The organism is Nocardia sp. NPDC055165, assembly GCF_053606985.1.
Genome location: NZ_JBSGSS010000005.1, coordinates 1 through 25,051, shown reverse-complemented (window position 1 = coordinate 25,051; position 25,051 = coordinate 1). Strand labels below are relative to the sequence as shown.

The 25,051-nt window shown below is 67.9% G+C and carries 23 protein-coding genes; 17 read left to right on the top strand and 6 right to left on the bottom strand.

Annotated elements, in window-relative coordinates:
- Positions 1-18: 18 nt before the first annotated feature.
- On the bottom strand, positions 19-1,989 hold the full coding sequence (locus ACWFRF_RS12020; RefSeq protein ID WP_379315104.1) for a serine/threonine-protein kinase: 1,971 nt from the start codon (positions 1,987-1,989) through the stop codon (positions 19-21).
- 51 nt (positions 1,990-2,040) lie between these two features.
- Complete coding sequence (locus tag ACWFRF_RS12015; protein ID WP_378990766.1) at positions 2,041-4,446, bottom strand: protein kinase domain-containing protein; 2,406 nt, start codon at positions 4,444-4,446, stop codon at positions 2,041-2,043.
- Positions 4,447-4,670: 224 nt separating this feature from the next.
- On the opposite strand from ACWFRF_RS12015, the gene ACWFRF_RS12010 reads away from it, so the two are divergent.
- The gene (locus tag ACWFRF_RS12010) at positions 4,671-6,020 is read left to right on the top strand and encodes an amidase (protein WP_452449922.1); all 1,350 of its coding nucleotides are present in this window, start codon (positions 4,671-4,673) and stop codon (positions 6,018-6,020) included.
- Here ACWFRF_RS12010 and ACWFRF_RS12005 read toward each other — a convergent pair.
- From ACWFRF_RS12005 to ACWFRF_RS11995, 3 genes are all read right to left on the bottom strand, one after another.
- Entirely contained in the window at positions 6,017-6,913 is an 897-nt protein-coding gene (locus ACWFRF_RS12005; RefSeq protein WP_378631508.1) for a LysR family transcriptional regulator, read from the bottom strand. The two genes, ACWFRF_RS12010 and ACWFRF_RS12005, sit on opposite strands and share 4 nt — an antisense overlap.
- Before the next feature lie 386 nt (positions 6,914-7,299).
- The gene (locus ACWFRF_RS12000) at positions 7,300-8,850 is read right to left on the bottom strand and encodes an aldehyde dehydrogenase family protein (RefSeq protein ID WP_378990764.1); all 1,551 of its coding nucleotides are present in this window, start codon (positions 8,848-8,850) and stop codon (positions 7,300-7,302) included.
- A 121-nt stretch (positions 8,851-8,971) separates the two neighbouring features.
- Positions 8,972-9,244 carry a DUF2277 domain-containing protein gene (locus ACWFRF_RS11995; RefSeq protein ID WP_378990763.1) on the bottom strand — a complete coding sequence of 91 codons (273 nt, stop codon included), beginning with the start codon at positions 9,242-9,244 and terminating at the stop codon, positions 8,972-8,974.
- A 125-nt stretch (positions 9,245-9,369) separates the two neighbouring features.
- Between ACWFRF_RS11995 and ACWFRF_RS11990 the strand changes: the two genes are divergently transcribed.
- Positions 9,370-10,227 (top strand): DUF1266 domain-containing protein, encoded by an 858-nt coding sequence (locus tag ACWFRF_RS11990; protein WP_062991379.1) that lies wholly within the window; start codon positions 9,370-9,372, stop codon positions 10,225-10,227.
- A 22-nt stretch (positions 10,228-10,249) separates the two neighbouring features.
- Here ACWFRF_RS11990 and ACWFRF_RS11985 read toward each other — a convergent pair whose 3' ends face one another.
- Complete coding sequence (locus tag ACWFRF_RS11985) at positions 10,250-11,236, bottom strand: hypothetical protein (RefSeq protein WP_378990762.1); 987 nt, start codon at positions 11,234-11,236, stop codon at positions 10,250-10,252.
- A gap of 224 nt (positions 11,237-11,460) precedes the next feature.
- Between ACWFRF_RS11985 and ftsH the strand changes: the two genes are divergently transcribed.
- The 15 genes from ftsH to ACWFRF_RS11910 all read left to right on the top strand — a co-directional run bounded on the left by ftsH (position 11,461) and on the right by ACWFRF_RS11910 (position 24,952).
- Positions 11,461-13,833: an ATP-dependent zinc metalloprotease FtsH gene (gene ftsH / locus ACWFRF_RS11980; protein WP_452449918.1), complete on the top strand. Its 2,373-nt coding sequence runs from the start codon at positions 11,461-11,463 to the stop codon at positions 13,831-13,833.
- 242 nt (positions 13,834-14,075) lie between these two features.
- Positions 14,076-14,690, top strand: coding sequence for a GTP cyclohydrolase I FolE (gene folE / locus ACWFRF_RS11975; RefSeq protein ID WP_378990814.1), 615 nt, complete (start codon positions 14,076-14,078; stop codon positions 14,688-14,690).
- Positions 14,687-15,565, top strand: a complete 879-nt coding sequence (gene folP / locus ACWFRF_RS11970; RefSeq protein ID WP_452449917.1) for a dihydropteroate synthase — start codon at positions 14,687-14,689, stop codon at positions 15,563-15,565. The genes folE and folP overlap by 4 nt, the downstream gene beginning before the upstream one ends.
- A 58-nt stretch (positions 15,566-15,623) precedes the next feature.
- Entirely contained in the window at positions 15,624-16,046 is a 423-nt protein-coding gene (folB, locus tag ACWFRF_RS11965) for a dihydroneopterin aldolase (protein ID WP_452449915.1), read from the top strand.
- Positions 16,043-16,582, top strand: a complete 540-nt coding sequence (gene folK, locus ACWFRF_RS11960; RefSeq protein ID WP_449971512.1) for a 2-amino-4-hydroxy-6-hydroxymethyldihydropteridine diphosphokinase — start codon at positions 16,043-16,045, stop codon at positions 16,580-16,582. Before folB ends, folK begins: the two co-directional genes overlap by 4 nt.
- Positions 16,576-17,049 (top strand): DUF3180 domain-containing protein, encoded by a 474-nt coding sequence (locus ACWFRF_RS11955; protein ID WP_378990757.1) that lies wholly within the window; start codon positions 16,576-16,578, stop codon positions 17,047-17,049. Before folK ends, ACWFRF_RS11955 begins: the two co-directional genes overlap by 7 nt.
- A gap of 68 nt (positions 17,050-17,117) precedes the next feature.
- Entirely contained in the window at positions 17,118-18,203 is a 1,086-nt protein-coding gene (locus tag ACWFRF_RS11950; RefSeq protein WP_452449914.1) for a DUF6779 domain-containing protein, read from the top strand.
- 288 nt (positions 18,204-18,491) lie between these two features.
- Positions 18,492-19,400 carry a Rossmann-like and DUF2520 domain-containing protein gene (locus ACWFRF_RS11945; RefSeq protein WP_452450227.1) on the top strand — a complete coding sequence of 303 codons (909 nt, stop codon included), beginning with the start codon at positions 18,492-18,494 and terminating at the stop codon, positions 19,398-19,400.
- The gene (gene panC, locus ACWFRF_RS11940; RefSeq protein WP_379314985.1) at positions 19,400-20,356 is read left to right on the top strand and encodes a pantoate--beta-alanine ligase; all 957 of its coding nucleotides are present in this window, start codon (positions 19,400-19,402) and stop codon (positions 20,354-20,356) included. The genes ACWFRF_RS11945 and panC overlap by 1 nt, the downstream gene beginning before the upstream one ends.
- 12 nt (positions 20,357-20,368) lie before the next feature.
- Positions 20,369-20,788 (top strand): aspartate 1-decarboxylase, encoded by a 420-nt coding sequence (panD, locus tag ACWFRF_RS11935; RefSeq protein WP_357370408.1) that lies wholly within the window; start codon positions 20,369-20,371, stop codon positions 20,786-20,788.
- Positions 20,789-20,810: 22 nt separating this feature from the next.
- A complete protein-coding gene (locus tag ACWFRF_RS11930) occupies positions 20,811-21,593 on the top strand; it encodes a type III pantothenate kinase (RefSeq protein ID WP_452449913.1) in 783 nt (260 codons plus the stop codon).
- A 128-nt stretch (positions 21,594-21,721) separates the two neighbouring features.
- Entirely contained in the window at positions 21,722-22,318 is a 597-nt protein-coding gene (locus ACWFRF_RS11925) for a cysteine dioxygenase (RefSeq protein ID WP_364584063.1), read from the top strand.
- A complete protein-coding gene (locus tag ACWFRF_RS11920; protein ID WP_378990753.1) occupies positions 22,318-22,749 on the top strand; it encodes a rhodanese-like domain-containing protein in 432 nt (143 codons plus the stop codon). Before ACWFRF_RS11925 ends, ACWFRF_RS11920 begins: the two co-directional genes overlap by 1 nt.
- 258 nt (positions 22,750-23,007) lie before the next feature.
- Positions 23,008-24,474, top strand: coding sequence for a lysine--tRNA ligase (gene lysS / locus ACWFRF_RS11915; protein ID WP_452450225.1), 1,467 nt, complete (start codon positions 23,008-23,010; stop codon positions 24,472-24,474).
- Between the two features lie 115 nt (positions 24,475-24,589).
- Positions 24,590-24,952, top strand: a complete 363-nt coding sequence (locus ACWFRF_RS11910) for a histone-like nucleoid-structuring protein Lsr2 (RefSeq protein WP_067454241.1) — start codon at positions 24,590-24,592, stop codon at positions 24,950-24,952.
- Positions 24,953-25,051 lie beyond the last annotated feature (99 nt).

Below are 25,051 nucleotides of genomic sequence, written 5' to 3'. Positions count from 1 at the left end.
TGCTTGCTCCTTCGTCGCCTACGCAACGGCACCTGATCGGCGGGACGGGCGCGAACCGCCGACTGCGTCGGCGGCCCCTCCTCGAGGTCGGGGCGGTCGGGGTTGGGGATCGACGACTCTGATCAAGGCCCGGATATCGGCGTCGATCGCACGGAACAGCGCGTACGAGCCGAGGAAGGCCACGACGCTGCCGAGGTAGACCACACGCAGCGAGACCATGGTCGGCAGCAGGTCCTCGGTGGGCAGCAAGGTGATGGCGACCATCGCGATCAGCGGGATGGACGCGGCGACCGCCAGATACCAGCCGCAGCGCCGCAGGAGTCCGCGCAGCGCCGCGGCATCGGTGTGGAACCGGTGGCCTTGCTGCAGGAAGGCCGGGTAGGCGCAGCGGACCATGTAGAAGGTGATGAGGAAGAACGCGTAGGTCGCCGCCACGGCGCAACCGATGGCGTTCGACGTCAGAAATTGCACCGTGGTGCGCGTCTCCAGCTCACCGGTGCTCACCTTCACCGTGGCGGGCAGGATCGCGGCCGCGGTGACCCAGAACAACAGGGCGACGACAACCGCCCGGTCACCCAGGTACAGCGATTGCCTGCTTGCCAGGCCCAACGTCGCGGTACTCACGCGCCGCCCGGCCCGTAACGCGCGTGGAACCAGGATCGCGTGGCGGGACAAATAGACCAGGATCACCGCGCCGAGCGCGAAAGCTATCACGTTGGTCACCACCGAGACTATGTGCAGCGCTTCGCGAGCGGCGGGCTCGAGCCGCTGCACCAGCAGGCCGGAGTTCTGCCAGGTCTTGTATTTCACGGCGAGTGCGTTGGGTACCGCGATCGCCAGTGTCATCAGCGCAACCATGAAGGGCCGCAAGCGAATTCGGTAGGAACCGGCAGGCGGGTCGACCAGGTCTCTGCCGCGCGGGTCCAGGCAGAGGTCGAACTGTTCGGCGAGGACGGTGCCGTCGGGCCAGCGGTCGTTTCGGTCCGGCTCGAGGCAACGCAGCAGCACCCGGCGGAGTGCGGGCGGACAGTCCGGCGGGAGTTGCTGCAGCGCGGAATTACTGACGCCCGTGCTGCGTGCGGAGAGCATCGCTTCGAGTCTGGTTCGATCGCCGCAGTCGGGGTCGTCGGCGCCGGTGTCGTCGAACGGCTTGGTGCCGGTGAGCAGTTCCCACAGCAGCACACCCAGTGAGAAGAGATCGGAGCGTGCTTCGAGGTCGGCGGCGCTGCGGTCGTAGCCGGGATGGCTGGCCTCGAGCTGCTCGGGTGACATGTACGCCAGCGACCCGCCGAAATACGAGAGCGGGCTGGTGCCCGCGGTCTCGCTGAAGCTGATGTTGAAATCGGCGAGCTTCGGCACGCCCTCGGCCGTGAGCAGGACATTCGCCGGCTTCACGTCACGGTGCAGCACACCCCGATCGGCCGCGTGATCCAGTGCCGCGGCCAGGCGCCGACCCAGCCAGGCCACGGTGTCGGGCCAGCTGAGGTGGGCGATCTCGCGCCGCACGCTCGAATCCGCCGGCCGGATCTCGCCCTTCTCCGTCATCGCGGCGTCGATCGCGTCGAGCAGGAGCCGACCGTCGCGTTCGGCGGGCGGGGTCGCGCGGACCCAGCGCAGCAGGCCGAGCAGAGTCCCGCCGGGCAGGAATTGCATGTACAGCAGGCGCAGCCGGGGCGACCCGTCGCCGGGTGGATCGAGGACGAGCTGATCGAAGACGCGCACGATGTAGTCGTGGTCGAGCTGGGCCAGGGTCTGCGGCTCGGTACCGCTGTCGGCGGAGATCTTCACCGCGACCAGACGTTGCATCGACCGTTGCCTGGCGAGGAAGACCCGGGCGAACGCGCCAACGCCGAGCTCGGTCAGCAGCTCGAAGTCGCCGACGCGGTCGCCCACCTCGAACCGGTCGAGCCCGCGGCGATCGGTGGAGTGCATGGTGGCGGTGCGGTCGAGCGAGGGGCGGGTCGCCTCGGTGATGACAGTCGAGCTCACGACGGGTCATACGCGCGGACCCGCACGGAAGTTCATCCGCGCCGCAGATCGTCAGCTGACGACGCGTTCCAGGGCTTTCAGATCGGCTTCGAGCGCGCGGAAGAGCAGGTAGGAGCCGATGAAGGCGACGATGCCGCCGACGCAGAGCACCCGAACGGCGACGATCACGGCCGGGATATCACCGGGCGGGAGGAAGGTGACGCCCGCGACCGCGAGGAGGGGGACCGAGGCGGCCACCGCGAGGTACCAGGTGCAGCGGCGGCTCAGCTCGCGCAGCCAGGTGCTGTCGTCGGTGCTGATCTCGCCATGGCGAAGGAAGATCGGGTAGATGCAGCGGACCAGGTAGAACGTCACGAGGAAGAACGGGTAGGCGACGGCGATCGCCCCGCAGACCAGCAGGGATGCGAGGAAATGGACCACGGCGTGGCCGGGGACATCGCCGGCGGCCAATTGCAGCGCGATCGGGAAGGTGAGTCCGGAGATCGCCCACAGCGAGAACACCACGATCACCACCCGGTCGCCGATGCGCAAGGTGTCGTGTCTGGTGCGGCGCAGAATCTGTGGGTCGTAACGGCGGCCATGGCGAAGGCCGCGCGGCACGGAGAGCACGAAACGGGCGAGGTAGATGAGCACCGCGGCCCCCAGCGGGAAGAAGACCACGTTCACGCCCGCCGTGATCACGACGAACGATTGCTGGGCCGACTCGCTGAGCCGACTCACCACCAGATTCTGATTGTGCTGGATGTTGTACCAGGAGGCGAGGGCGTTGGGGATGCCGATCGCCAAGATCATCACCAGCAGCGGCCACTTGCGCCACACCATCCGCCAGCTGTTCGGCGGCGGGTCGACGAGGTCGCGGGCCCGGGCGTCCAGACACAGATCGAACTGCTTGGCCAGCACCGCGCCTTCGGCCCAGCGACCCGACCTGTCCGGGTCGAGGCAGGTCAGCAGCACCCGGCGCAGGGCAGCGGGGCAGTTCGCCGGAACCCGGTCGAGCGCGGCGGGATCGACGCCGCCGGTCCGTCGCTCGAGCATGGCCTCGAGGGTGGTTTCGTCGCCCCGGCCCTCGGCCGCGGCGGTGTCGTCGTCGAACGGCTTCGCACCGGTGAGCAGTTCCCACAGGACCACGCCGAGGGAGTAGATATCGCTGCGGGTGTCGAGGTCGGCGGCGGTGCGGCTGAGGCCGGGGTGACAGGCCTCCAGCTGTTCGGGCGACATGTAGGCCAGCGAACCGCCGAAGTAGGCCACCGGGCTGGTGCCCTCGACGGTGCGGCTGAAGCTGATGTTGAAGTCGGCGAGCTTCGGGACGCCCTCGGCGGTGAGCAGCACATTCGCCGGTTTCACATCACGGTGCAGCACACCGTGCGAGGACGCGTAGTCGAGCGCCTCGGCCAGCCGCCTGCCCAGCCAGGCCACTGTTTCCGGCCAGCTCAGGGCGGCGATCTCGGCGCGCACGCTCGAATCGGTCGGGCGGATCTCGCCCTTCTCCTCCATGGCGGCGTCCACGGCGTCGAGCAGCAGTTTGCCGCTGCGTTCGGCGGGTGGGGTCGCGCGGACCCAGCGCAGCAGACCGAGCAGGGTCCCGCCGGGCAGGAACTGCATGTAGAGCAGGCGCAGGCGCCGCGAACCCGAGGGCGCCGAGTCGGTGTCCATCAGTTGCTGGTCGAACACGCGCACGATGTAGTCGTGGTCGAGCTGGGCCAGCGTCTGCGGCTCGGTGCCGCGGTCGGCGGAGATCTTCACCGCGACCAGACGCTGCATCGACGTCTGCCTGGCCAGGAAGACACGCGCGAAAGCACCGGAACCGAGCCCGGTGAGCAGCTCGAAATCGCCGATGCGCTGGCCGATCTCGATGCGGTCGAGCGGCTCGAACGCGCCGGGATTCGAGAGTGCGTCCGTCGACGACGTCGCGGCCGAGGTGGCGGTCGCGGTGAGGTCGAGCTGCGGGCGGGTCATCTGGGTACTACGAGTCGAGTCCGCCGTTTGGTTCATCGTCGCGTCGGGATCGTCGGTCCGGTGGGTGCTCTGGTCGAGTTCCTCGGTGTTGAGCAGGCCGCGCAGACTGGCCGCCTGCTCCGGGTACTCGCGCAGGCACTCGCGCGGGTCGACACGTTCGCCGCTGTGCCTGCGGATGACGAATTCCTCGAACACCAGCCCGGCGGGCAGCGTGGCAACGTCGAGTTCGGGGAACTCGGCGCAGTAGTTGACCAGCCGCTTGCGGTCGATGCCGGTGCCTGCGTGATGCAGCCAGCGATGGCGCAGGTCGACCCGGATCAGCTCGTGCAGCGCCTGCGCGCGCAGGGTGGCCGCGTCGGGGAGGAACTCGGCGATGTCGGGCGGGCGTTCGTCGACCGCGCCCCACGCGGCGGCGAACGCCTCGACCATGTCGACGCGCACATTCGTGGCCCGACCGGCCGTTGCGTCGGGTTGTTCCCCGCTTCCGGTGTTATCGCTCATCAACCGACCTAAAGAGTTCGCGCGGATCGGTGCGAAATTCATTCCGCCACACCCACCGCCATCGCCGGAGAGCTGTACTTGAAATGATAACTTGCGCCTCTAGAGCTGATCACCCGAATTTCGACGACCATGCGACGGGGGCGAATCCGCAGATGAACGAAGACCTCACAGCGGTAGCATGGGAGTCCGTCGACGACGACGGCGTAACGGACGCTGAGGTGACGATGGACTCGTCTCGCCCTCCTGCCGACGAATACCCCATCGGCGGCCCCGCCGCGGCGCTGGCCGCCCGGGTCCGTGCGGGCACCATCACGCCCGCCGACGTCACCGCCGACGCGCTCGCCCGAATCGGTTCGGAGAATCGCAAGATCAACGCCTTCACGGTGGTGCGAGCCGAGCGGGCCAGGGCCGAAGCGCGGGAACTGGCCGCCCGGCAAGACCTCGACGAGCTGCCGCTGGCCGGTGTGCCGGTGGCGGTGAAACAGAACATCGCGGTGGCGGGCGAACCGACCCGGGCCGGTTCGGCGGCCACCTCCGCCGAACCGGCGAGCGTCGATCACCCGGTCGTGGCCAGGCTGCGCGCCGCAGGCGCGATCGTTGTGGGGTTGACGGCGATGCCCGAGCTCGGTTTGTGGGCCAGTACCGACTCCGCGGGGTGCGTCACCCGCAATCCGCGTGATGTCGGCCGGTCGACGGGTGGATCCTCGGGTGGTGCTGCCGCGGCGGTGGCCGCCGGACTCGTGCCGATCGCGCACGGCAACGACGGTCTCGGCTCGATCCGGGTGCCCGCCGCGGCATGCGGGGTCTTCGGGATCAAGCCGGGTAGACACGTGGTGCCCGCGCAGATCGGCGCCGATTCCTGGGCGGGACTGGCCGAGAACGGCGTCCTCGCGACCACGGTGTCGGACGCGGCGCTGGCGCTGTCGGTGCTGGCAGGCCGTTCCGACCTGGCCGAACTACGCAAGCCACAGCGACTACGCATCGGACTGGCCGTGGCTCCGCCGTCGCGTCTGGTCCGGATGGATCGGCATTGGACGGCGGCGGCGCGCACCGCGGGTGCGCGCGCGGCAGTGGCCGGGCACGAGGTGCAACCGGTGGAACTGCCCTACGGCGACACGGCGCTGTTGATGCTGCTGCGCTGGCCGACCGCGGGCCTGGCCGACGCCGACACACTCGAGAACCCCGAACTGCTCCAGCAACGCACCAAACGTCACCTGGCGATCGGCAGGGTGATCCGGCGACTCGGCCTGGTCCGCCCCAGCCAGATCGACCGGACCGAAGCCAGGCTGCTCGAATTCTTCGAGGACTTCGACGTGGTGATCACCCCGACGCTCGCCGCGCCACCGCCCAAGGCCAGGCAGTGGAGCGGGCGCGGGTGGGCGGCGAATGTCGTGTCCTCGGCGCGCTACGCGCCGTTCACCGGACTGTGGAATCTGCTCGGCTGGCCCGCGGCGTCACTACCGATGGGCACCCATCCCGAAGCGCACACCCCGTTGGCCGCGCAGCTGGTCGGTCCGCCGGGCAGCGAGTCCACCTTGCTCGGTCTCGCCGCCCAACTGGAACTGTCGAACTAGACCGCGATCGGCTGCGGCTGCGGTGTCGGCTCGGAGAAACCGCCGTCGACGGCGCGACCGGCGAATTCCAGAATGGTCGGGCGCGTGTCGTCGGCGCGCCATGCCACCGCCAGCTCACACGGGGTGAGACCGGCGACCGGACGCGCGGTGAGCCCGGGCCAGCGGTACATCGGCACGTTGTTCTCGGCCAGCAGGCACACGCCGAGGCCGAGGCTCACGGCCTCGAGCTTGTCCTCGGGGGTGGCCGCCTCGGCGCCGATCTTGGCCGCCTTGCCGCCACGGGCATCGTTGCCGAGCCAGAAGTCGCGGACCGCGCCCGCCTCGGTGGGCAGGGCGACGAAGGGCTCGTCGAGCAGATCGGCGAATTCGATGCTGTCCTGTTCGGCCAGCGGATGCGACTCCGGCAGCAGCACCCAGCGCGGCTCGGTGCGCAGCACCTGCCAGCGATAACGGTTGGGGTCGGGCAGCGGCAGCCAGACCAGCGACAGGTCGGCCTGTCGACCGGCCAGGCCACTGGAGGGGTCGTTCCACGACGCGGCGTGCAGGGCGAGGCGGTGACCGCTCGCGCTCTCGAGGTCGTTGAGCAGACCCCGGCCGAGCGCGGACTGGATTCCGACGCGCAGCACCTCGCCTGCTTCCTGGAGGGACACGTTGGTCACCTCCCACAGCTCGAGGATCTTGCGTGCGCCTTCGAGCAGTTCCTTACCGGCGACGGTGAGGGCGACACTGCGCTGGTTGCGGTCGAACAGGACCACGTCGAGCTGGCGTTCGAGCTGGCGGATCTGGCGTGACAACGTCGGCTGAGCGATATGCAGCCGCTGGGCGGCGTTCGTGAAATGCAGTTCCTCAGCGACGGCGACGAAATACCGCAGATCGCGCAAATGCGGGTCCATAGCACCTTGCTATCAGAATCGGTCGGGAAAATCCAGCCAAAACGGGCAAGGAAGTTCGCGGAAGTGGATCAAAACAGTCACCAGGTTGGTATCGCACAGCATATGGCCTGACATGGTGAGCTGCACCATCGGATTGTCTATTGTTCGTGGCGATCTGCCACCGAGTGGATCGACGTCATATCTGGGCGGCTGACCAGCGAAAATGCGTCGCTGTTCACATCACCTGCTCCGATGTGGGCCGCACCGCGCCGCTGTCGTGCGCGCCGAAAGGTGCCGCTGACCACGGCGACCGTGACCAGCAACTTCGTCGAAGTGATGTTAGTCACAAACAAGTTTCGAAGCGGTGAATCCGGCTGCGCACCAACAGGTGTCGCAGCCGGAATCGACTACTTGCTCTTCTTGAGACGCAGCACCGCGGGCAGGTCGATTCGGCGCATCCCGCGCGCACCGGCCGCCCGCATCGCCGCGACCGCGACGACCAGCTTGTTCATGTCGTAGGGGTACCAGAACAATTCCTTGCCCATGGTCGGCAGCTTCGGCTTCGTCATCGCCTGCGCGCGACAGTATTTCCGCAGCCCCGACGCACCGCCCCAGCGTGCGCCGACGCCGGACAGACCCCAGCCGCCCATCGGCATCGCGGGATTGAACAGGTTCGAGAACACGTCGTTGATGTTCACCGCGCCTGTGTTCAGCTGCCTGGCCACGCGTTCGCCGCGCGCCTTGTCGCCGGTCCACACCGACGCCGAAAGCCCGTAGATCGAGTCGTTGGCCATCCGGATGGCCTCGGCCTCGTCGGCCACCTTCATCACCGGCAGCGTCGGGCCGAAGGTCTCCTCGGCGACGCACGACATCGAATGGTCCACATCCACGAGCACAGTCGGCTCGAAGAAGGTGCCGACGCCGGTGCGTTTGCCGCCGGTGGTCACCCGGGCGCCCGCCGCCACCGCCTCGTCGACGTGGCGCTGCACGATCAGCACCTGATTCTCGTTGGCGAGCGCACCGACGTCGTTCTTCGACTCGCGATCGTCGGCGCCCTGACGCAAGGCGGCGACCGCGGCGGTGAGCTTGGTGACGAACTCGTCGTAGGCAGGCGCTTCGACGTAGACCCGCTCGACCGAGATGCACACCTGCCCGGCGTTGAACATGCCGCCGAAGGCGATGCCGTGCGCGGCGCGGTCCAGGTCCGCGTCGGCGAGCACGATCGCCGGGTCCTTGCCGCCGAGCTCGAGGCTGTAGGGCACCATCCGCTCCGCGCAGGTGGCCGCGATCTTGCGACCGGTCGCGGTGGAACCGGTGAACTGGATGTAATCGGCGTTCTCGACCACCGCCGCGCCGGTCGCGCCCGCGCCGGTGACCACCTTGAACACCGGCGGCGCACCGATCTCGGCCCAGCCGCGGGCCAGCTCCACCGCGGACAGGGGCGTCACCTCCGACGGCTTGAGGATCACCGCGGCGCCGGCCGCCAGCGCGGGGAACACGTCGATCGCGGGCATCGCGAGCGGGAAGTTCCACGGCGTGATCACTCCGACCACGGGATAGGGGCGGTAGGCCACAGTCAGCGACTTCACCCGCGCGAGCGGGCTGTGCGGCGACGGGTGCTCGTCGGCGAGGAACTTGCCCGCCCGGCGCGCGTAGTAGCCGAGAATGTCGACCGCGAACGCCGGATCGATGATCGCGTCGACGCGCGGCTTGGCGGTCTCGGATTGCAGCACCGCGGCCAGGTGCTCGGTGTTGTCGATCAGCCAGTCCTGCATCTTCAGCAACCACTGCTTGCGCCCGGACGGCCCGATCGCTTCCCATTCTGGCTGGTAGAGGCGCAGTTCGCGGACCGCGGCCGCCACGTCGTCCGGTGTGGTGACCGGTACGGTGCCGACGAGGTCGCCCGTGGCCGGATTGTGTACTTCGATCACCGCGACGTCTTTGTCGAGTTCGCTCACTGGTCGTTCTCCTCGTGCGTCTGCTGAATTCGGTTCACCGACTATCGCGGCGCGGCCAAGAGGAAGTGGCGTGCCTGCTCCGACAATTAGAACACGTTGCAGTTCTGGATCGAGCTGATTCCTACGGTGCTTCGCTGGCCTCGTTCTCGCGCGCCGCGATCCGGCGCAGCGGTGGCTCGGTGGGCGGCGGGACCCGGCGATCGGGGAGTTCGGCCAGCAGTGCCGTGGTAGCCGCGGCGATGGCCGCGACAGCCTTGTCGACCGCGGGTTTCGTGGCGCTACTCAGGCCGGAGATGCCGCCGACTTTGCGCACATATTGCAAGGCGGCAGCGTAGATCTCCTGCTCGGTGGCGGCAGGCTCCAGACCACGCAAGACGGTGATATTTCTACACATGACAGAACCATAGACCTGTGAGGCATGACACGACAGGCGAAGAATAGGGGGATCTGAAAATCTCGTGATGCACGTGAGATTCGCACGCCACCCGTGATCGCGGTCACGGCACTAGACTCGGCCGCATGCCTGCCAGGGGAGTACCAGCGCTGACCACTTTTCCCTACCCGGAACTGGACGAGCGCGAAGAAGATCACTGGTCGGGTGCGGGGGTGAGCGACGACGAACTGCGCGCGCTCGCCCTCGGCGCCTTCTACTCCACCCGCTGGGACGCCTTCCACGACGCGATGTTGCTCGGCCCCGAGCGTGAACACCCGCTCGGCGACCGCCGCGAACTCGCCATCGACACGCTCACCGGCGCCTGGGGCATCACCGACGGCACCGAAGCCCGCGCCTCGATGGAACAGCTGCTCGAAGGCATGCACGCGCCGTTGTATTCGCTGGTGCATCCGCTGGTGATGGCCTCGGTCAACGCCAGCGAGCGCGACCGTTTCGGTGAGCGGGCCGACAAGCAGCGCGCGTTCCTGCGGCAGGTCGGTTCGTTTCGGGGGATGGACAATCCCGAGGCGCTGGTGCGCGACTACGACATCTGGGCCCAGGCCATCAAGATCGGCTTCACCGACCATCTCTCGCGCCCGTTACCCAACGACATCCACGCCTGGGATCTGGCCCGCGTCGTCGCGGTGGCCCGCATGGCGTTCACCGCGGGCTACATCGACGCCGACGTGGCGTGGGAATACTGCATGCGCGCGCTGGTGCCCGCGCAGCGCCGCTACCGCAACTGGCGCCAGTTCGGCGACGCCTACCTCACCGGCTGGACCTACTGGCAGGCCACCGAGGACCTCGCCGAACTGAAGAACGGCGGCGTCGACCGCCGGATGGAACTGGTGCGACTATGGACCCGGCCCACCAGCCCGTGGCGGCGGATCGAACTCAACGAACCGGAGCAGAAGGCGGAAACCGAAGCGGCCGAACCGAATTGAGCATTCGGTCCGGCCACCGGCACTACAGGCTGCGCAGGATACCGCGGCCGTAGCGCTGGAATTGCGTGTCGTCGACCATGCCGAGCGAATGCCGCTCGACGAGTAATTCCCATTCCGCGTAGAGCTGGTTGACACCGGGGTCGGCGGGACCGGCGGCGCCGTCGGCGGCCTGCCTGCGGATGGCGAAATTCACCGCGCAGGTGACCCGTTCGGTGTCGGCGCGATCCACGCCCGCGAAATGCAGCGTGCGATTGCCGTCGTTGATATCGATGCCCGATCCGCCGTGGCGCGTATCCACCTCGCCGGGCGCCGAGCGCGCGCCTTCGACGGTGCGGGCGCCGAGAATCGCGGCCACCGCCAATTCGAAGGCATAGCGCTCGCCGCTGCCGATGGAGATGAACAGCACGCGGGAAGTGGTCGCGGCGAGCAGGCCGATGCCCGATCCCGCAGGCGGGGCGGCAACGGCGATGGCCGTTTCCAAGACGTATTCGTCGGGCGTGACATACCGGTTCAGCGCGGTGACGGCCGAACGCGCGTCCTTGCGCGGCGCCATCCGGCGCACGGCGCGCTCGACATCGGCGCGGGTGGGACCCGACTTGCCCCACTCGGGAGCGGGCGGGGTGAGATCCGGCGCGGCCACGTCGATGCGCTGGGTCACCATGATCTGGTCGTTGATCCGGTCGACGATGCCGAGGGCGGCAGGCACGTCGTGCTCGGCGATGAGCACCGGAAGGGGAGTGCGGTCGGCGGGAACGCCGGTGAGGACCGCCGTGGGATAGCGCAGATAGATCTCGATCACCACCGCTTCGTCGGCGCGCCGATTGAGGCGCACCTTGAGCAGGTCGGCAATGGGAACGTCGAGAACACGTTCGCCGTCGGTACCCGGCCGGAGGACAACGAGCCGTCCACCGCCGTGGCGCAGAATCGCTGTGGGTGTTCGTAGCTCGACGATGTCTATACCCCCTGCGCTGTAGTTGTGTCGTCGCCCACGATAAGGCGGGCATGACATGATTGTGGCCACTTGCCACAACCCGGTCGGAGCGTTCGGGAACCTCTTGCGTTCTCCGGCCGTTTACCAGTGCAACTGCACCAGCAGCCGAACTGCGCGATGTATCGAACTAGACCGTACGCGGTAACGTGGCATGTCCGCATCCGAAACCCGCCGATCTCGACGCTTCGCAAGCACACCCGGAGTAATAACCGGAAAGGACTGGGCCGTCCGGCCGACGCTCTATGAACCGCAAGACAGTGTTTCGCACCTTGGCGATCATCTCGGGCATCATGCTCATGATCTGGCTGTTCAGCTTTCTCAGCGATGACACGCGCGGTTGGGAGAGTGTCGACACTTCCGTTGCGCTGGCCCAGCTCGAGGACAAAGCGAACGTCAAGAACGTGCAGATCGATGACAAGGAGCAGCAGCTCCGCATCGAACTGAACAACGGCAACGAAGCCACGAGCAACAACGCCAAGATCGTCGCCAAGTACCCCAGTGGTGGGGAGAACTCCGCGCAGGTCCTCGACGCCGTGCAGAAGTCCGGCGCCCCGTACGACACCGTGGTCAAGCAGGAGAGCTGGCTGTCGCAGCTGCTGCTGTTCATCGTGCCGATGGTGCTGCTGGTCGGCCTGTTCATCTTCGTGATGTCGCGCATGCAGGGCGGTGGCCGTGGCGGAATGATGGGCTTCGGTAAGTCCAAGGCCAAACTGCTGACCAAGGACATGCCCAAGACCACGTTCCAGGACGTGGCCGGTGCCGACGAGGCCGTCGAAGAGCTCTACGAGATCAAGGACTTCCTCCAGAATCCGGCCCGCTACCAGGCGCTCGGCGCGAAGATCCCCAAGGGCGTGCTGCTGTACGGGCCGCCGGGAACCGGCAAGACGCTGCTGGCCCGCGCGGTCGCGGGCGAGGCCGGGGTGCCGTTCTTCACCATCTCCGGTTCGGACTTCGTCGAGATGTTCGTCGGTGTCGGCGCCTCCCGCGTGCGCGACCTGTTCGAGCAGGCCAAGCAGAACAGCCCGTGCATCATCTTCGTCGACGAGATCGACGCGGTCGGCCGCCAGCGCGGTGCGGGCCTCGGCGGCGGTCACGACGAGCGCGAGCAGACCCTCAACCAGCTGCTGGTCGAGATGGACGGCTTCGGCGATCGCTCCAACATCATCCTGATCGCGGCCACCAACCGGCCCGACATCCTCGACCCCGCGCTGCTGCGCCCCGGCCGGTTCGACCGGCAGATCCCGGTCGGCAACCCCGACCTGGCCGGTCGCCGCGCGATCCTGCGGGTGCACTCGGCGGGCAAGCCGATCTCGCAGGAAGCCGACCTCGAGGGTCTGGCCAAGCGCACCGTCGGCATGTCCGGCGCCGATCTGGCCAACGTGATCAACGAGGCCGCGCTGCTCACCGCCCGCGAGAACGGTTCGGTCATCACCGGCGAATCGCTCGAGGAATCGGTCGACCGCGTGATCGGTGGCCCGCGCCGCAAGAGCCGCATCATCAGCGAGCACGAGAAGAAGATCACCGCCTACCACGAGGGCGGCCACACCCTGGCGGCGTGGGCGATGCCCGATATCGAGCCCGTCTACAAGGTCACCATCCTGGCCCGCGGCCGCACCGGCGGGCACGCCATGACGGTGCCCGAGGACGACAAGGGCCTGATGACCCGCTCGGAGATGATCTCCCGGCTGGTCTTCGCGATGGGTGGCCGCGCCGCCGAGGAACTGGTGTTCCACGAGCCCACCACCGGCGCGTCCTCCGATATCGACCAGGCCACCAAGATCGCCCGCGGGATGGTCACCGAATACGGCATGAGTGCCCGCCTCGGCGCCGTGCGCTACGGCCAGGAGCAGGGCGACCCGTTCCTCGGCCGCTCGATGGGCGTGCAGGCCGACTACTCGCACGAGGTCGCCCGCGAGATCGACGAGGAGGTGCGCAACCTCATCGAGGCCGCACACACCGAGGCATGGTCGATCCTCAGCGAATACCGCGAGCAGCTCGACGCGTTGGCCACCGCGCTGCTCGAGCGCGAGACGCTGCACCGCAAGGATCTCGAGACGATCCTGGCCGGTGTGGAGAAGCGTCCGCGGATCACCGCGTTCAACGATTTCGGTGACCGGCACCCGTCGGACAAGCCGCCGGTGAAGACGCCGGGCGAGCTGGCCGTCGAGCGCGGCGAGCCGTGGCCGCCGGTGCAGCCCGCGCCGGTGCCGGTGCCCAACGGTGCACCGCCGGTGGAGCCCAACGGCTACCCGGGTCAGCCCTACGGCCAGCCCGCACCGCCCGCGGCCGGTTACCCGTTGCCCGCCGCGCCGACCCAGGCGTTCCCCCGGCAGTCGGGCACGCACGGTTCGCGGCCCGATTACGGCGCACCGGCCGGCTGGTCGGCTCCGGGTTGGCCGCCGCGCGAGGAGCAGCAGCCGCAGCCGCAGCAGCAACAGCCGCAGCAGCAGCCCCAACCGCCGCAGGACCAGGGCAGTGCCTGGGGCAGGCCCGAGCAGCAGCAGCCGCGGCACGCCAGCGACGGTTTCCAGCCGTGGGGTGCCCAGCCGCAGCCGCCGGTGCGTGACGCCGATCCGGAGAACAAGGAGTGGGACGGGCCGAACGGCCGCCACTGACCGGGGGCCAACTACGCTCGGAGGTCGAATGTCGAACAAGTACCGGCATTCGGCACTGGTTCTCGGATCACGCTCGGCCGTCGAATGTCGGGTGGTCGCCGGCTTTCGGCTCTCGTTCTCGGCCCGCCCGCCTCTGGACTGAGCGGAGAACAGGGCCGAGAACCCGCGGCGCCAGCCGCAAATATCACGGAGGTGCGGAGAAGTTGTCGGCCAACAAGCAGGAACTCGATCCGGCAGGTGAGCTGGGTGCGACCAGTCCGTCGGTGCTGACGGCGCTGGCGACCGGTTTGCCGTTCGATCAGGAGCGCGCCGAGAACGCGGTGCGCGAGCTGCTGCTCGCGGTCGGTGAGGATCCCGACCGTCCCGGCCTGCTCGACACGCCCGCGCGGGTGGCGCGTGCTTACCGGGAGATGTTCGCCGGGCTCTACACCGAGCCCGACGCGGTGCTCGCGACCACCTTCGACGAGGGTCACCAGGAACTCGTGCTGGTTCGTGACATCCCGATGTTCTCCACCTGTGAGCATCACTTGGTCTCGTTCCACGGCGTCGCGCACGTCGGCTACATCCCCGGCTCGCACGGCCGGGTGACGGGGCTGTCGAAGCTGGCGCGCGTGGTCGATCTCTACGCCAAGCGCCCCCAGGTGCAGGAGCGGCTGACCAGCCAGATCGCCGACGCGGTGATGCGCCGACTGGATCCGCGCGGCGCGATCGTGGTGGTCGAGGCCGAGCACCTGTGCATGGCCATGAGGGGAATCCGTAAGCCCGGCGCCAGCACCACCACCTCGGCGGTGCGCGGCCAGCTGCAAACCGACTCCGCCTCGCGAGCCGAGGCGCTGGACCTGATCCTGCGCAAATGAGCCAGCCACTGGTGACCGCCCGTGGCCACCGCTCCTGCGTGGTCATGGGTGTGGTCAACGTGACCGCTGATTCTTTCTCCGACGGTGGTCGCTACCTCGACCCCGAACTCGCGATCGCGCACGGTGTGGAGCTGTACGAAGCGGGCGCCGACATCGTCGACGTGGGTGGTGAATCCACCAGGCCGGGCGCCGACCGGGTCGACCCGGCCGCCGAGGCCGCCAGGGTCGCTCCGGTGATCCGCGGACTGGTCGCCGCCGGGGTGCCGACCAGTGTCGACACCATGCGCGCCGAGGTCGCCGAGGCCGCGCTGGAGGCGGGTGTCTCGGTGGTGAACGACGTCTCCGGCGGCCGTGCCGACCCGAACATGGTGAAAGTCGTCGCCGAAGCGGGCGTGCCGTGGATCCTCATGCACTGGCGGGCGGGCGCCGACTACCGCCATACCGGCCCCGCCGATCACTACGACGACGTGGTCGCCGAGGTGAACGCCGAACTCTGCGCCCAGGTCGACCTGGCTGTCGCCGCGGGGGTCACCCCGGACCGGCTGATCCTCGACCCCGGCCTCGGTTTCGCCAAGAACGCCGAGCACAACTGGGAACTCCTCGCCGCTCTCCCGGAACTGGTGGCAGGCGGTTTCCCGATCTTGATCGGCGCCTCACGCAAGCGTTTCCTCGGCGCCCTCCTGGCCGACGAAGCCGGCCCACGCCCGCCCGACGGCCGCGAAACCGCCACCGCCACCCTGTCGGCCCTCGCGGCCACCCACGGCGCCTGGGGCGTGCGCGTGCACGATGTCCGGGCTTCCCTGGACGCCATCGCCGTCGTCGATGCCTGGCGTCGAGCAGCCGACGCTCGATCGGCCGCTGGGCGCACGCCGTGAACGTCCTCGCTACCCGAACTGCCGCAGGCGTCCGAGTCACCCTCCGAGGAGCTGTCCGATGAACTTGCCCTTGCTGCCGCCGCCCGCGGGCAGGCCCGCCTCGTCGCGGATCGAGCTGCGCGGCCTGCGTGCTTTCGGCAGGCACGGAGTGTTCGATTTCGAGCGTCGTGACGGCCAGGAATTCGTCGTCGATCTGACGGTGTGGGTCGATTTCGCCGCGGCAGCCGCGTCCGACGACCTCGCCGACACCGTCGACTACGGCGCGCTCGCCGAGCGTGCCGTGCGCATCGTGACCGGTCCGCCGCGCGATCTGATCGAAACAGTGGTCTCCGAGATCGCCGACGACGTGATGGCCGACCCGCGGATCGAGGCGGTGGAGGTGGTCGTGCACAAGCCGTCGGCGCCGATCCCGCACACCTTCGAAGACGTGCGCGTGGTGGCCACCCGGTATCGCACGCAGGCCCCGGAGCAGCGCCGATGACTCGCGCGGTGCTCTCGATCGGCTCGAATCTGGGCGATCGGCTCGCGCATCTGCGCAGCGTGCTCGACGCGCTGGGGGAGCGGGTCGTGGCGGTGTCGCCGGTCTACACGACCGCGCCGTGGGGTGGCGTCGACCAAGACGATTACCTCAATGCTGTTGTCACAGCGGAAGATCCGGCCTTCGACGATTACGCCTGGCTGCGTTTCGGTCAGGAGCTCGAGCAGGCGGCGGGCCGCGTGCGCGAGGTTCGCTGGGGTGCGCGCACCCTCGATGTCGATGTGGTCCAGTGCGCCGACAGCACCGGTACGGCGATCGCCCGCGACACCGATCCGACGCTGATCCTGCCGCACCCGCAGGCCCACAACCGGGCCTTCGTCCTCATCCCGTGGCTGGCTGTCGAACCGTCCGCGCACCTTGTCGTCGACGGGGCCGCGCGCCCGATCGCCGAGCTGCTCGCCGGACTCGACCAGTCCGAGAAAGACGGCGTGGTCCGTACCGACCTGGTGCTACGCGAGGAAAGCGCCGGCTCGTGCTGAAACCCACCCGGGTACTCGACCTCGCGCTGAATGTGGTGGTGGCCGCCGCGGTCGCCTGGGTCGCCACCCGGTTCGCCTATTCCAGCTTCCCGTCGATCTCGGTGGCCGCGGGCGCCTCGCTGCTGCCGGTCGCCGCGATCGAGGCGGCGCTCGGCTTCGCGATCAAGGCCAAGATCGCCGATGAGCAGATCGGCGACGGATCGGGCCAGATGCATCCGATCAACGTGGCCAGGGGTGTGGCGCTGGCGAAGGCGTCGTTGCAGGTGGGTTCGCTGGCCGCGGGTGTGTGGCTGGGTTTCCTGCTGTGGGTTTTCCCACAGCGCGGGACCGTCACCGCCGCCGCTACGGATTCGCCGGGTGCGGTGGTCGGCCTGCTGGCCGGTTCGGCCCTGGTTGCTGCGGCTTTGTGGCTGGAGTATTGCTGCCGGGCACCCGAGGACCCGACCGACGACCCCGCTACTACATAGCAACTTGCGAATGGAATCTCCGTAGCCTTTGGTGGGCCGACCAGCCGATTCCGGCTACCCTGGCCCTCATGGTTTCACCCTCCCGCAGCACGGCGCCCCGACGACGGCGGGACGACGCGGGAAAATTCTTCGTCGGTTTCCTCATCCTGCTCGGTCTGACCGCCAGTGTTTTCCTGATCTTCAGCGAAAACGTCCAATACGTGCGGATCGGCCTGGTAGCAGCCCTGTGGGCCGCGGTGATCGGCGCGCTCGCGGCTACCCGCTACCGCAAGGACGCGGCCGTCGACAAGGCGAAGGTGCGCGATCTGCAGACGGTGTACGAGTTGCAGCTCGAGCGTGAGATCAACGCGCGCCGTGAGTACGAGATGGGTGTCGAGGCGCGGGTGCGCGCCGAAGTCGGCGCCGACTCCTCCGAAATCGCCGCGCTGCGCGCCGAGCTGACCCTGCTGCGCCAGAATCTGCAGGTTCTCTTCGACGGCGCCCTGCTCGACGAGCAACCTGCGCTGCAGGCCGATGCCGTGCGGATCGACGCGTTGCCCGCCGGTGGCTTCAATGCCTTCGACGAGCCCGACCACGATTTCGACGTTAGCCCCGAGGATGCCACCGCCGCCTGGTTCGGCCCGTGGCAGCAACCGCCCAGCGCACTGAAACCTGTCTTCATGCAACCGGTTTCGGCCAATTTCGCCGACCCGTACGACGATCCGGTCACCGCCGAGACCTCGGCGGTGCAGCTCGACGAGTACGCCGAAACCCAGCAGTCGACCGCCCCCGCGCAGCCCGCCGCACCGACCACGTCATCGGGAAAGACGCCGCCGCCGCGCCTGTCCTCGCCGAACACCCGCCAGGTGACGGAGACGGTCCTGCCGGCCGAGCCCACCACCAACGGCAACTCGGCCGCTGCCCCCGAGCCCACCCCGGCGGCGGCCGAACCGACTCCGGCGCCGGTCGCCGCGGCCGAACCTGTCGCGGCACCCGTAGCGACGGCCGAGCCCGCCCAGCCCCCGGCCACTCGCCCCGAGAAGGCCCCCTCGGTGGGCACCAGCTCTCGTCGGCGCCGCCGCGCCGAAACCGAGGGCACCGCCCGGCTGTCGGTGGCAGACATCATGGCCAACCTCGAATCGGAGTCCACCGGCTCCGCCTCTCCGCGTACCTAGCTGGTCGCAACACCGACAACAGCCGGCTCGCCCACCGGCAAACCCTCGGCCGCGTCCCCCTGTCACCACGCACCTGGGTCTGGCCTGAATACACGGAGTGGCGGACCAGGTGAGCGCTAGATCACGGTGGGGGCGTGTGGCGGTCCTCGAGTAACTCCCTCTATTCTCGAAGCGAACGTCTGGTACCCGCACCGCGGGACTGGAACGCAAATCGAGAGGACAACGTTGACCTCGAGAAGTGTCAACCCTGATGGCGCAAACACGAGTGGCGACTCCGTGCCCGCACGAATGGATCCAGCGCCCGCACGACTGACGGTAGGAATCGTTTCGGCGGGACGAGTGGGTTCCGCACTCGGCGTAGCGCTCGAGCGAGCCGGCCACGTGGTCTTCGGTGTCGCCGCGATCTCCGACGCCTCGGTGCACCGCGCCCGTACCCGGCTGTCCGAAGCCCAGGTGCTGCCGATCGAACAGATCGCCCAGCGCAGTGAACTGCTCCTGCTCGCCGTGCCCGACGCCGAACTGGCCGGGCTGGTCCGCGGCCTCGCCGGTGCGAACGTGGTCCGCCCCGGCACCATCGTCGTGCACACCTCCGGCGCGAACGGCGTCGCGATTCTCGAACCGCTGACGAAGCAGGGTGCGCTCGGCCTCGCGATCCACCCCGCCATGACCTTCACCGGCCACGACGAGGACATCGCCCGGCTCGCCAATGCCTGTTTCGGCGTCACCGCCGCCGACGAGGTCGGGTACGCCATCGCGCAGGCGCTGGTGATCGAGATGGGTGGCGAACCGGTTCGCGTCGAGGAAGACCAGCGTTCGCTCTATCACGCGGCCCTCGCCCACGGCAGCAATCACCTGGTCACGGTGATCGTCGACGCCGTCGCGGCCCTGCGCGAATCCCTCTCCGGCCCCGGTCTGCTCGGCCAGCCGCTGGTCGACGATCAGCCCGGCGGCCTCCCCGAACGGCTGCTCGCCCCGCTCGCCTCGGCCGCACTCGACAACGCCTTGCGTCGCGGCCAGGCCGCACTCACCGGTCCGGTCGCCCGCGGTGATGTCGACGCCGTCGCCGCCCATCTCGCCGCGCTCGAGCAGGTCGACGACCGCTTGGCCGAGGCCTACCGAGCCAATTCGTTGCGCACGGCCCAACTCGCCCACACCGATCCGGCACTGCTGGAGCTCCTCGCCAAGGAAGGCCACTGATGGAACCCCGAGAAGTGCATCACCACCAGGGTGGCGCTCGTGCGACCGGCGCTTTCAAGGCGGGCGTGCTCACCGTGCACCACAACCCCGAGGTGCTCGACACGGTCGCCAAGGCCCTGCGCGGCGCCGGTCGCACGGTCGGTTTCGTGCCGACGATGGGCGCGCTGCACGAGGGGCACCTCGCGCTGATCCGTCAGGCCAAGCTCAACAACCAGGTCGTGATCGTCTCGATCTTCGTCAACCCGCTGCAGTTCGGCGCGAACGAAGACCTCGACGCCTACCCGCGCACTCTCGACGCCGACCTCGAACTGCTCCGTACCGAGGGCGTCGATCTGGTTTTCGCGCCGACGGTTTCCGATATGTACCCGGACGGCATGCGTACCACGGTCCAGCCGGGTCCACTCGGCGCCGAGCTCGAAGGCGGCAGCAGGCCGACGCATTTCGCGGGCATGCTCACCGTCGTCGCGAAGCTGCTCAACATCACCCACGCCTCCGAGGCGTATTTCGGTGAGAAGGACTACCAGCAGCTCACGCTGATCCGGCAGATGGTGCGCGACCTGAACATGGACGCGAAGATCGTGGCCTATCCGACGGTTCGCGAGCCCGACGGCCTCGCCCTGTCCTCGCGCAACCGCTTCCTCGACGCCACCCAGCGCGAGTCGGCGCTGGCGCTGTCGGCCGCGCTTGCCGCGGGTCGTCACGCTGCCGGCCTCGGCGCGGAGGCGGTTGTCCAGACCGCTCGCTCGGTTCTCGACGCGGTCGAGGGCCTCGATGTCGACTACCTCGAACTGCGCGATGCCAACCTGGGTCCGGCCCCCACCGCGGGCAACGCCCGCCTGCTGGTCGCCGCCAGAGTCGGCGACACCCGCCTGATCGACAACGCTCCCGTAGTACTCGGCGCCCAGATCGACGGGCATCCCGACGCGAACTCCCTCCCTGCCTCGCAGGCGCACTGAAAGGCGACGACGATGTTGCGCACCATGATGAAGTCGAAGATCCACCGTGCCACCGTGACCCATGCCGACCTGCACTATGTCGGGTCGGTGACCGTCGACCAGGATCTGCTCGACGCCGCCGATCTGCTCGAGGGTGAGCAGGTCTGCATCGTCGACATCGACAACGGCGCCCGCCTCGAGACCTATGTGATCGCCGGCGAGCGCGGTTCGGGCGTGATCGGCATCAACGGTGCCGCCGCCCACCTCGTGCACCCCGGTGACCTGGTCATCCTCATCGCCTACGGTCAGATGGACGAGGCCGAGGTCCGCGAGTACGACCCGAAGGTGGTCTTCGTCGACGACCACAACCGTCCGGTCGAGCTGGGCAGCGACCCCGCGCACGCACCGGAGGGCTCCGGCCTCACCTCGCCGCGCTCGCTGTCGTTCGTCTGAGCCGGGCGGGGGACCCAGGACCATGCTGCTGACGATCGACGTCCGCAACACCGGAATCGAGCTCGGCCTGTTCTCCGGTAGTGGCGAACACGCGACACTGGTGCGGCACTGGCGGATTCACACCAATCCGCTGATCACCGCGGACGAGTTCGCCATGCAGGTGCGCGGTCTGGTCGGCGAGGATCTCGATCAGATCGCCGGTGTCTCGGCGTTGTCGACCGTGCCGCCGGTGCTGCGCGAACTGCGCGCCATGCTGGCGCGCTATTGGTCCCATGTGCCGCATGTGCTGGTGGAACCCGGTGTGCGAACAGGTATTCCGTTGCTGGTCGACAATCCGAAGGAAGTCGGCGCCGACCGCATCGTCAACTGCCTTGCCGCGTTCCGTAGTTTCGGCGGGCCCGCGATCGTCGTCGATTTCGGCACTGCGATCTGCGTCGACCTGGTCTCGGCCAAGGGGGAATTCCTCGGCGGCGTCATCGCGCCCGGGGTGGAGATCTCGGCCGAGGCGCTGGTGGAACGCAGTGCGATGCGTCGCGTCGAGCTGGCACGGCCGCGTTCGGTGGTGGGCAAGAACAGCATGGAATGCATTCAGTCCGGCGCGATCTTCGGGTTCGCCGGGCTGGTCGACGGGCTGGTCGACCGCATCCGCGACGAATTCGACGCGTTCGCGGGCACCGATGTCACCGTCGTCGCGACGGGGGCGGGCGCACCGCTGATCGTGCCGGAGTCGGAAACCATCGACCAGCACGTCCCGCATCTCACGCTCACCGGCCTGCGCCATGTCTACGAGCGCAACAAAAAGTAGTGTCTGCTAAACTAGCGCTCGTGATCTTCCGTGTGAGCACCCAGGAGTGTTGTCGAGGCTAATCTGCCTCGACCGTTCGAGGCTGACGTTTTCCCTCGACCGTTTTCTCACCTCCTGGAGATGCGCTCATGCGTTCTTCTGTCCTTTCCCTTCCGTCCGCACGCGACGAGTACTCCGCGACGCCCCCGCTCGACCGGGCGATCGCCTCGGCGTTGCCGACCCGGTTGCGGCCCGCTGACCTGCTGCGACTCACCGACGAAGGCGCCGAAGACGTCCTCTCCGGTCGCTACGACCACCTCCTGCCCGCCGACGGTATCTGGCCGGCCGACGAGCGCTGGGCGACCCGCCTCTCGCACGACGACGAGGTCGATGTCTGGCTGATCAGCTGGACGCCGGGCAAATTCACCGATTTGCACGATCACGCCGGTTCGCTCGGCGCCCTGACCGTGCTGAGTGGCGCCCTTTCGGAATACCGCTGGAATGGCACGGAGTTACGCAGGCGCACGCTCGCCGCGGGTGATCAGGCGTCGTTCCCGATCGGCTGGGTGCACGACGTGGTGCGCGCGCCCGCCGCCGCCGAATCCGTCGGTCCGCTCGATCCCACCTTGAGCGTGCATGCCTATTCCCCGCCGCTGTCGGCGATGTCGTATTACGAAGTGACCGGCCACGGAACGTTGCGCCGAACCAAAACCGTCCTCACCGACCAGCCCGAAGGTGATCTGTGATGAGCCGTTTGACGATTGATCAGATGCTCGAGAACGCTCGCGCGCGATTGCACCGGGTGTATGTGTACGACGTGGCCGCCGCGCTGGAGCGTGGCGCGATTCTGGTCGACATCCGGCCGGCCGCCCAGCGGGTGCGCGAAGGTTCGCTGCCCGGCGCGCTGGTGATCGAGCGAAATGTCCTGGAATGGCGGTTGGATCCGACCTCGTCGGCTCGGTTGTCCCTCGCCGTTGATCACGACGTGGAATGGGTCGTCTTCTGCTCGGAGGGGTACACGTCGAGTTTGGCGGCGGCCGCGTTGCAGGAGCTGGGGTTGCACCGGGCCACCGATGTGATCGGTGGATACCAGGCGTTGAAGTCGGCGGGGTTGTTGACCGTGGGCGTCGGCGTCCCGCATTTCGCCCGTGAGGTCGACGCGCTGGCTTCGCTGTAGGGGGTCGACGTCCGCGAGTTCGGTTGTCCACGAGGCGAATCAGAGGTCGTCACGGGCGGTGTGTGTTTCAGTTATGTGACGTTGATTGCATCTCGCGGGGGAATGGTCGGTGTGGGCCGGGGTTTGCCTCTCGTTCTTTGTGGGCGGGAGTAAATCCATTTCGGGGTGCCGCTAATGTTGTCGAACGTGAGCACTCCTAACCCCGCCGCACCCGGCCGCGCCGCCACATCCGCTGTGGACATCGATGTTCCCGAGCAGATGCGGATTCGCCGGGACAAGCGCGAACGGCTGCTCACCGAGGGTGGTGAGGCCTATCCGGTGGTGGTGCCACGCACCCACACCCTGGCCGAAATCCGTGCCGCCTACCCGGATCTGGAAGCCGACACTCAGACCGGTCTGCAGGCCGGTATCGCAGGTCGCGTCATTTTCGTTCGTAATACCGGCAAGCTGTGCTTCGCCACGCTGCAGGAAGGCGACGGCACCAAGTTGCAGGCGATGATCAGCCTCAACGGTGTCGGCGCCGACGCGCTGGCGGCGTGGAAGGCCGATGTCGACCTCGGTGACTTCGTGTTCGTGCACGGCGAGGTCATCTCCTCGCGTACCGGCGAATTGAGCGTGATGGCCGATTCCTGGTCGATGGCGGCCAAGTCGCTGCGCCCGCTGCCGGTGGCGCACAAGGAGATGAACGAGGAGTCGCGCGTCCGTCAGCGCTATGTCGACCTGATCGTGCGTCCCGAGGCCAGGGAAATGGCCCGTACCCGCGTGAACGTGGTCCGTGCGCTGCGCAACGCGCTCGAGCGCCGCGGCTTCCTCGAGGTCGAGACCCCGATGCTGCAGACCATCCATGGTGGCGCCGCCGCGCGCCCCTTCGTCACCCATTCCAATGCGCTGGACATGGATCTCTTCCTGCGCATCGCGCCGGAGCTGTTCCTCAAGCGGTGCGTGGTCGGCGGGCTGGAGAAGGTCTTCGAGATCAACCGGAACTTCCGCAACGAAGGCGCCGACTCCACCCATTCGCCCGAGTTCGCGATGCTGGAAACCTACGAGGCCTACGGCACCTATGACGACTCGGCGACGATGACCCGGGAATTGATCCAGGAAGTCGCGCGCGAGGCATTCGGCACCCTTCTGGTGACGCTTGCCGACGGCACTGAATATGATCTCGGAGGCGAGTGGACCACCGTCGAGATGTATCCCTCGCTGTCTGAGTCGATCGGTGTCGAGGTCACTCCGGAAACCACTGTCGAGGAATTGCTCGCGCTCGCCGATCGGGTAGGTCTGGAAATTCCTTCGGGCAAGGGCTACGGTCACGGGAAACTGGTCGAAGAACTATGGGAACACGCGTATGGCGACAAGCTCTACGCGCCGACTTTCGTTCGCGACTTCCCGGTCGAGACTTCACCGCTGACCCGTCAGCATCGCAGCAAGCCCGGCGTCACCGAGAAGTGGGACCTCTATGTTCGCGGCTTCGAGTTGGCAACGGGCTATTCGGAACTGGTAGACCCGGTGATCCAGCGGGAACGCTTCGTCGACCAGGCCAGGTTGGCCGCGGCGGGCGATGACGAGGCCATGGTGCTCGATGAAGACTTCCTCGCCGCGATGGAACACGGTATGCCGCCGACCACCGGAACCGGTATGGGAATCGACCGGTTGTTGATGGCACTCACGGGTTCGGGAATCCGGGAAACGATCCTGTTCCCGATTGTGCGACCCACTAGTCGCTGACCAGTGAATTCACGGGGTGAAGACCCCGTGTTGGAAATTTCGCATTTCGGGGTATTCTTGCCTCGGGTATTCGGCCTGGAGGCAGGCTTGACGATTTCGAGAGGACGTTCATCTCATGGCAAAGAAGGTCACCGTTAGCCTGATCGACGATGTCGACGGTGAGTCCATCGCGGACGAGACCATCGAGTTCGCTATCGATGGGGTGTCGTACGAGATCGATCTGTCGGACGCAAATGCGGCGCGCCTGCGCGAAGGCCTGGACGAGTGGGTCGCCAACGCCCGCCGTGTGAGTGGCCGTCGTCGGGTGAAGGCTGCCGGTGCACCCGCGCCGCAGGGCAAGAGCCGTGTTTCCATGGACCGCGAACAGAGCGCCGCAATTCGCGAATGGGCACGCCGTAAGGGTCACAAGGTCTCCGCCCGCGGTCGTATCTCGGCGGAAATCACCGAGGCATACAACAAAGAGGTCGGCAAGAGCTGATTTTTTGGCGGCGCGGGCGCCGCGTGTTCGCGGCCCCGCCGGTCCCGTCGTTGAGGCACCGTTGCTTGCTCCTTCGTCGCCTACGCAACGGCGCCTCAA